Annotated in this window: 5 protein-coding genes, 2 pseudogenes and 1 CRISPR repeat array; of the genes and pseudogenes, 3 read left to right on the forward strand and 4 right to left on the reverse strand. The window is 72.0% G+C overall.

Annotation, left to right across the window (positions count from 1 at the left end; translation table 11 throughout):
• Nucleotides 1-160: 160 nt before the first annotated feature.
• The 3 genes and pseudogenes from AB8Z75_RS29830 to cas2e form a co-directional block, all read left to right on the forward strand.
• A pseudogene (locus AB8Z75_RS29830) lies at nt 161-307 on the forward strand (type I-E CRISPR-associated protein Cas6/Cse3/CasE); the annotation flags it as partial.
• A 59-nt stretch (nt 308-366) separates the two neighbouring features.
• Nucleotides 367-1276, forward strand: a pseudogene (gene cas1e / locus AB8Z75_RS29835) (type I-E CRISPR-associated endonuclease Cas1e); the annotation flags it as partial.
• A gap of 17 nt (nt 1277-1293) precedes the next feature.
• Complete coding sequence (gene cas2e / locus AB8Z75_RS29840) at nt 1294-1626, forward strand: type I-E CRISPR-associated endoribonuclease Cas2e (RefSeq protein WP_369207408.1); 333 nt, start codon at nt 1294-1296, stop codon at nt 1624-1626.
• Between the two features lie 17 nt (nt 1627-1643).
• Nucleotides 1644-2403: direct repeats of the CRISPR family, unit length 29 nt; unit sequence GTCCTCCCCGCCAGCGCGGGGGTGTTCCG.
• A gap of 458 nt (nt 2404-2861) precedes the next feature.
• On the opposite strand, the gene AB8Z75_RS29845 is transcribed toward cas2e, so the two are convergent.
• The 4 genes from AB8Z75_RS29845 to AB8Z75_RS29860 form a co-directional block, all read right to left on the reverse strand.
• Nucleotides 2862-3638 carry a hypothetical protein gene (locus AB8Z75_RS29845; protein WP_369207410.1) on the reverse strand — a complete coding sequence of 259 codons (777 nt, stop codon included), beginning with the start codon at nt 3636-3638 and terminating at the stop codon, nt 2862-2864.
• A gap of 96 nt (nt 3639-3734) precedes the next feature.
• Nucleotides 3735-4439, reverse strand: a complete 705-nt coding sequence (locus AB8Z75_RS29850) for a DUF317 domain-containing protein (RefSeq protein ID WP_369207412.1) — start codon at nt 4437-4439, stop codon at nt 3735-3737.
• A 132-nt stretch (nt 4440-4571) separates the two neighbouring features.
• Complete coding sequence (locus AB8Z75_RS29855; RefSeq protein WP_369207414.1) at nt 4572-5108, reverse strand: hypothetical protein; 537 nt, start codon at nt 5106-5108, stop codon at nt 4572-4574.
• Between the two features lie 256 nt (nt 5109-5364).
• Entirely contained in the window at nt 5365-6246 is an 882-nt protein-coding gene (locus tag AB8Z75_RS29860; protein WP_369207416.1) for a glycosyltransferase family 2 protein, read from the reverse strand.
• Nucleotides 6247-6524 lie beyond the last annotated feature (278 nt).

Here is a 6524-nt window from a genome sequence, read left to right on the forward strand (position 1 = left end):
CCCTACGGAGCCGGCCTCCTCAGCCTCGCCCCCGCCACCACGGGGGGGGGGGGGGGGGGGGGGGGGGGGGGGGGGGGGGGGGGGGGGGGGGGGGGGGGGGGGGGGGGGGGGGGGGGGGGGGGGGGGGGGGGGGGGGGGGGGGGCCGGAAAAGCACCCGACCGGATCCGCCACCGCCTCATCCGCTACGAAGGCACCGCCACCGTCACCGACCCCGACACACTGACCACCGCCCTGCTCACCGGCATCGGCCGCGGCAAACCCTACGGAGCCGGCCTCCTCAGCCTCGCCCCCGCCACCACCGCATGAACACCGCACCACACGGCGACGGCCAGGCACGACGACGCCTCGCCGCCCCCACCCTCACCATGCTCCCGCGCGTCGCCGACTCACTGTCCTTCCTCTACCTCGACAAGGTCCGCGTCGTCCAGGACGACACCGGCGTCTGCGCCCAGATCAACCTCGACGAGGACCGCACCGACCTCGTCTACATCCCCACCGCCAGCATCAGCTGCCTCCTGCTCGGCCCCGGCGTCTCCATCACCACCCGCGCCCTGACCACCCTCGCCCGCCACGGCACCAGCGTGATCTGCACCGGGGCCGGCGCCGTCCGCGCCTACGCCGGCATCCTCCCCGACTCCCTCACCACCCACTGGCTCGAACAACAAGTCACCGCATGGGCCCAACCCGAACAGCGCCTCGACGTCGCCACGCGCATGTACGCAATGCGCTTCGGCGACACCCCGCCGAAAGGCACCACCCTCTCCCAACTGCGCGGCCTGGAAGGCCAGCGAATGAATCCCTCTACCGCCTCCTCGCCCAACAGCACAACATCGGCCGATTCCGCCGCAACTACCACCCCGACCAATGGCACCACCAAGACCCCGTCAACCTCGCCCTCTCCGCGGCAAACACCTGCCTGTACGGCGTCGTCCACGCAGCCCTCCTGGCCCTGGGCTGCTCACCGGCCCTCGGCTTCGTCCACACCGGAACCCAGCACGCCTTCGTCTACGACATCGCCGACCTCTACAAAGCCCAACTCACCCTCCCCCTCGCCTTCTCCCTCCACCGCTCCGACAACCCAGAACAAACCGCCCGCCGAAAATTCCGCGAAGACCTCCGGCTCCTGCGCCTGCTGCCCCGCCTCGTCCAGGACATCCAGACCCTCCTCACCCCCGGAGCCGCCCCGGACCCGAACCAGAACGAACGCCGAGACGCCACATGGTGCACCTGTGGGACCCCGAAACCGGCATCCTCCCCGCAGGCGTCAACTACGCCCAAAACGGGGACTGCCCATGCCCTCCATGCTCGTCATCGCCACCACCGCCGTCCCCGACCACCTCCGCGGCGCCCTCTCCCGCTGGACCACCGAAGTCGTCGCCGGAATCTTCGTCGGTACCGTCTCCACCCGCGTCCGCGAAGAACTCTGGACAGCCGTATGCGACACCGTCGGCGACGGCGCCGCAGTCCTCGTACACCCCGCCCCGACCGAACAGGGCTACGCCATCCACACCGCCGGCACCCGCCGACGCACCCCCATGGACTTCGACGGACTCACCCTCATACGCATGACCGCCGCCCCCAAGACAGCAGGACAAGAGGTCACGAAAAGGCAAAGCCACTACTAAGCCGCAGGTCACGAAGAGTCCTCCCCGCCAGCGCGGGGGTGTTCCGAGGGATGCGCAAGCAGGAGGCAGTGATCTTCGGTCCTCCCCGCCAGCGCGGGGGTGTTCCGTCGGCGGGCAGTTCTGTCACCGGCAGTACGTCGTCCTCCCCGCCAGCGCGGGGGTGTTCCGCAGTACCTGCCCTCGACCCTGTTCGCGTTGGAGTCCTCCCCGCCAGCGCGGGGGTGTTCCGGCCGCGCGCGCTGCCGCCGAGAAGGCCGTGGCGTCCTCCCCGCCAGCGCGGGGGTGTTCCGTTCCGCCACTGGGTCGACGCGGACCGAGACGGGTCCTCCCCGCCAGCGCGGGGGCGTTCCGTGGTAGAGCCGAGATTGGAATTGGTGGCGTCTGTCCTCCCCGCCAGCGCGGGGGTGTTCCGATCGGGTCCATCCATTCGGGCACGGCCTGGTTGTCCTCCCCGCCAGCGCGGGGGTGTTCCGAGTGCTTTCCTCCTGGCTACTGGTTGCCCGGCGTCCTCCCCGCCAGCGCAGGGTGTTCCGGTATCCGGGAGCGTGGTGCTCATCGCTCGGCTGTCCTCCCCGCCAGCGCGGGGGTGATCCGAGGGCCGCCGCCTCTGCTCCTCCACGGCGGTCGTCATCCCTGCCAGCGCGGGGGTGTTCCGCTCGGCCTGACCGTCCTGTCCCTCGGCGAGTGGTCCTCCCCGCCAGCGCGGGGGTATTCCGCGACCGACCGCACCGACCGCTCGTTCAACACGGTCCTCCCCGCCGGCGCGGGGGTGTTCCGAGGGGATGAACCGCCAGCAGATGTACCCGGGGGTCCTCCCCGCCAGCTGGGGGGCAACCACCACGAACGACCGGGCGCTGGACATCGAGTCCTCCCCGCCAGCGCGGGGGTGATCCGCTACCTGTCCACCACCGGCGCCGTGCGCGTCGGTGCTCCCCGCCAGCGCGGGAGTACTCCGGACTTGGCCTGGTGGAGTCTTCGGCACCGTCAAGACAACGGCGGGGAGGGGTCCGCCGGGGTCGGCAAGCACCAGCCCAGCCCCAACTGCTAGCCCATGCACCGTACGACGGAAGACCCGTATGGTCGTGATCTCAACCGTAGCCGTGGGTGGCTGCACAAGTGCCAATGTGGGGGGGGCGGGCCCGACGGTGGCCCAGGGACATCCGCAGGCTCAGGCCGGGCGCCGGGCACACTGGGAGGGACACCTGGTCTTCGGTGTCCCTCCCAGCGAAGCGGAGTCAGCGCAGGCGGTGTACGAGGACTGGCCCGGTCTCGGGGCCGGGGATTTCGTTGCGGGGCACCGGCTCCTCCCGGGTGATCTCCTTGCACAGTGCACGAAGCAGTGCGTTAGGGGCGCTCGCGTCCGCGAGGGCGAACCACAGCAACGCTTGCTTGCATGCGTGTTGGGCGGCGAACAACCAGCGCTCGGTGCACGCTTCGCCACCAGCATCCCGGCCGCACGGCGTCTTGGCCTCGGGCTGGGTGGTGTTGCCCTTGCTACCGTCTAGCGCGGTGTTGAGGCTGTTGTGGCGGTGCGGTGGGGTGATGACGATGGCTTGCCCGTCAGGCGAGAACCCGGTGTTCTCTCGTGTACCCCGGTCGCAGATCCATCCAGCGGCAGCCAGTGGCGCAGTCGGCTCAGCGTGAATCAGGGGCCCCAGCATCGCAGGAAGCCGGACCACGGCGTGAGCGAGCGCGGCAGGCAGCTCCGGGGGTGTAGAGGGTGCGAACACCGCCCGCCAGATCCTGGTGGTGCCAGGGGCGTTGCGGGCAGTGAACTCCCAGCCCCTTTCCGGCTCTCCCCCGGTGGTGCGGCCATGCTCTTCACAAGCTGACTGCGCCCAGCGGGGGGTGTGGAGTGCCTCGACCAGTTGTCCCGCGCTGCGATGGACGTAGACGTTGGTGTCGCCGTAGGAAGGGGCTTGCCACCTGTCGCTGAGGACCTTGACGGTCTCGTCGGGGCCGGCGAGGTGGAGAGGGGCGATCAGGTACGGGGTTGTGTCGTGCGTGCGCATACGAATTCTCCGGCTCACGGTGCAGTTGATTGCGGTTCGGCGCGCGTCCCCGGGAGGCCAGGCTGGTGCTCCACGTCCCCCCGGGGGACGGGAATCTCAGGTGTGGAGGCGCGTGACGCTCACGGGGCCGAGGCAGGGGTCAGGCCGGCGCTGACGGGGAACGGGTACCGGGGCAGTGAGGGCCGCGCAGACGGCGTTAATGAGGTGGCGTGGGGTGTAGCGGTGGGCCAGGGCGTACCACAGCACGTCACCGCTGTCGGTGACGGCGGCGAACGTCCAGGTACCGCCGCTGCTGTCCGGGGTGCCTACCAGCGCCCGCCGCCCAGGAGCGAACCATGTGCCCCCGCCTTCGTTCGTCTCGAAGGTCCTTAAGGCTGCCTCCATCACAGCCTCGGTGGCCGGGGCGGTGACGTTCGCCTGGCTGCCTGGGACGTGTGAGCAGACGGTGTCGGCGAGGGCGGCTGGCGGTTCGGGCGGGGTGCCGGGGCCGAAGATCGCGAACCACTCCTCGTCTGCGGCCGGGTGCGTTCGCCTGCTGAAACGCCATCCGGAGGTCCCGTCGGAGGTGTCTGCCGTGTCCTCGTCCGGGGCATGCAGAGCCTCGTAGTAGTGCCCCTCCTGATGGAGGGTATACAGCCTTACGCGCGATACACGCACCGCTGTACCTGCGGGAACGCCGTGTGGCGTCCAGTCAGAGCACAGAACCGGGACACTCTCGTCGGGACCGGCAAGGTAGCGCGGCGACACCAGGTAGGAAGCATGCTCGCAACGGTCCTCGGGTGTGGGACTCTTCTTCTGCATGGAGCAACTCCTCGTGCAGTTGGGGTTTTCCGTCGTTGCCGGACGGGCCGTGGCATCGGCCCGCCCGGTAGCCGACGGGGGCGAGGTAGCCGCCTCGCCACCGTCGGGGCCCAGAGCCGAAGGCTCCGGGGGTCAGGGGGCGGCGGCCAAGGCAGCCGTGGCGGCTTTGCTGATTGCGGCCACAGCGTCAGCGGGGTCGGTCGGCTCTACATGCGTGGCGCCGGGCAACGGCCCTTTCTGGCGGCCGGGCTGCGGGGGTTCGAAGGCGAGCCACAGCACCGCGCATCCGGCTTTCTTCAGCGCGGCGATGCGTTCGGCGGCCTGTTGCCTGGTGCGTGTGCCGAAATGGCCATCGGAGGCGATGACGGCGAGCCGGGCGGCTCCGGGCCGGGAGAGGCCCAGTCCGGCGTCCAGGATGTCAAGGGACGCTGCCAGGCTGTGTCCCCCGCCCCGGGCCCGGAACTTAGTCACCTGCCCGCTGGCGCGACCGGGTGCGCTGATGGCGGTGACGCCCTGGTCGAAGGCGACTGTCGCACAGCGGGAGCCGGGGTCGGTCAAGGCGGTCGCCCTGGCAAGGATCCAGGCTGCGGAGGCGATGGGGGCCTCGGCCTCCCACATCGGCCCGGACACATACGCGGCGATTCCTACGCGCAGGGGCGGGGAAGGCACGCGACGGTGGTGGGTACGGCGCCACGGGCGCGCGGTAGGTGTGGCGCCCGCCGCTGACTGGGCGTCCCGCGCCAGCGCCCCACGCATGTTGAGCCTCCACGGCCGGGCCCTCGTCCCGGCCGGGCCCTCGCCGCGGTCCCCCTTGGCGTGTCGCGCCCGCCGAACTCGGCGGTCCGGCCGCCCGGCAGTTGAGCAGGCACAGGACCGCCCTTCTCTCCAGTCCCGGCCCGGTGCCACGCCCGGGGCCGGGCGCGGCTCAGCCCACGTACTGCCGCGCCGTCGACTGCCGTTGGGCTCGTTCCAGGGCGGCCAGGCGGCGTTCGATGTGGTCGGGGACGGGGCGGCGCTCGGCGACGACCCAGCCGAGTCCTGCCAGGGCGCGGGCGAAGGCGCGGGCGCTGGCCGCGTCGCGGGGCACCGAGCGGGCCAGGTACCAGGTGCGGCGCAGCGCAGCGGGAAGCGGGCGGCGCAGCCAGGTGTACCAGAGGGTGTTGCGCAGCCCGTCCACGCGCCGGCCCGTGGCGTCGCGGGCTCTGGAGGGGGCGTGGTGGATGGTCAGTTCCTCGGCGAACGCCAGCCACCAGCCGCGCACCGCCAGGTCGGTGGCCAGCAGTTCCTCCTCGCCGCCCAGCCACAGCCGGGGGTCGAAACCGCCGGCCTCGCGGAACGCGGCGACCCGCAGACAGGTCGCAGCCGCGAGGAAGGAGCCCAGCGCCGGGCCCGGCAGCCAAGCGGGGCCCCGCACCGGGGAGGTGCGCAACTCCTCCACGACCGGGTCCTCGGTGCCCTCCGGTTCGACGACGATGCGTGCCACGACGCCCGCGAGTCCGGGATGGGCGTCCAGATGGTCGGCGGCGGCGGACAGCGATCCCGGCGCCCACCACGAGTCGTCATCGCAGAACGCGACGTAGGGGGTCGTCACGTGGCGTACCGCCAGGTTGCGGCCCACCGCTCCGGTGTTCCGGCCCGGCTGCAACAGCCTCACCCGCGGATGTGCGGCGCGCACGGCGTCGGCGGTGCCGTCGCGGGAGGCGTTGTCCACGACGACGACCTCGGGCCGCTCGGGGAGGTCGGCCAGCAGGCCCAGCGTACGGAGGAGCTCGTTGCGGCGGTCCCGGGTGATGATGACGACCGTCACACGCCGGTCCGGCCCCAACCGGTCCGGACCCCACCGATCCGGTGCCCCACGGTCCGGCCTCCGCGCTGCGGGGTCCCGCGGCACCGGGTCCCGGCCGGGCGGCCCGCCGGGGCCGCCGCCTGGGCTTGGGGACGCGCCGTCGGCCGGTGTCATGCTCCCGCTCCCTCCGGTGACGGGGCGACGTCCAGCGCGCGGGTCTCCTCCGCCTGGTGCGCCGCTTCGACCCTGCGTGCGGCCTCCTCCACGGCCCGCGGGAGGGGGCGGCGCAGCCTCAGGGC

The sequence above is a fragment of the Streptomyces sp. PU-14G genome (genome assembly GCF_041028275.1).
GTDB lineage: Bacteria > Actinomycetota > Actinomycetes > Streptomycetales > Streptomycetaceae > Streptomyces.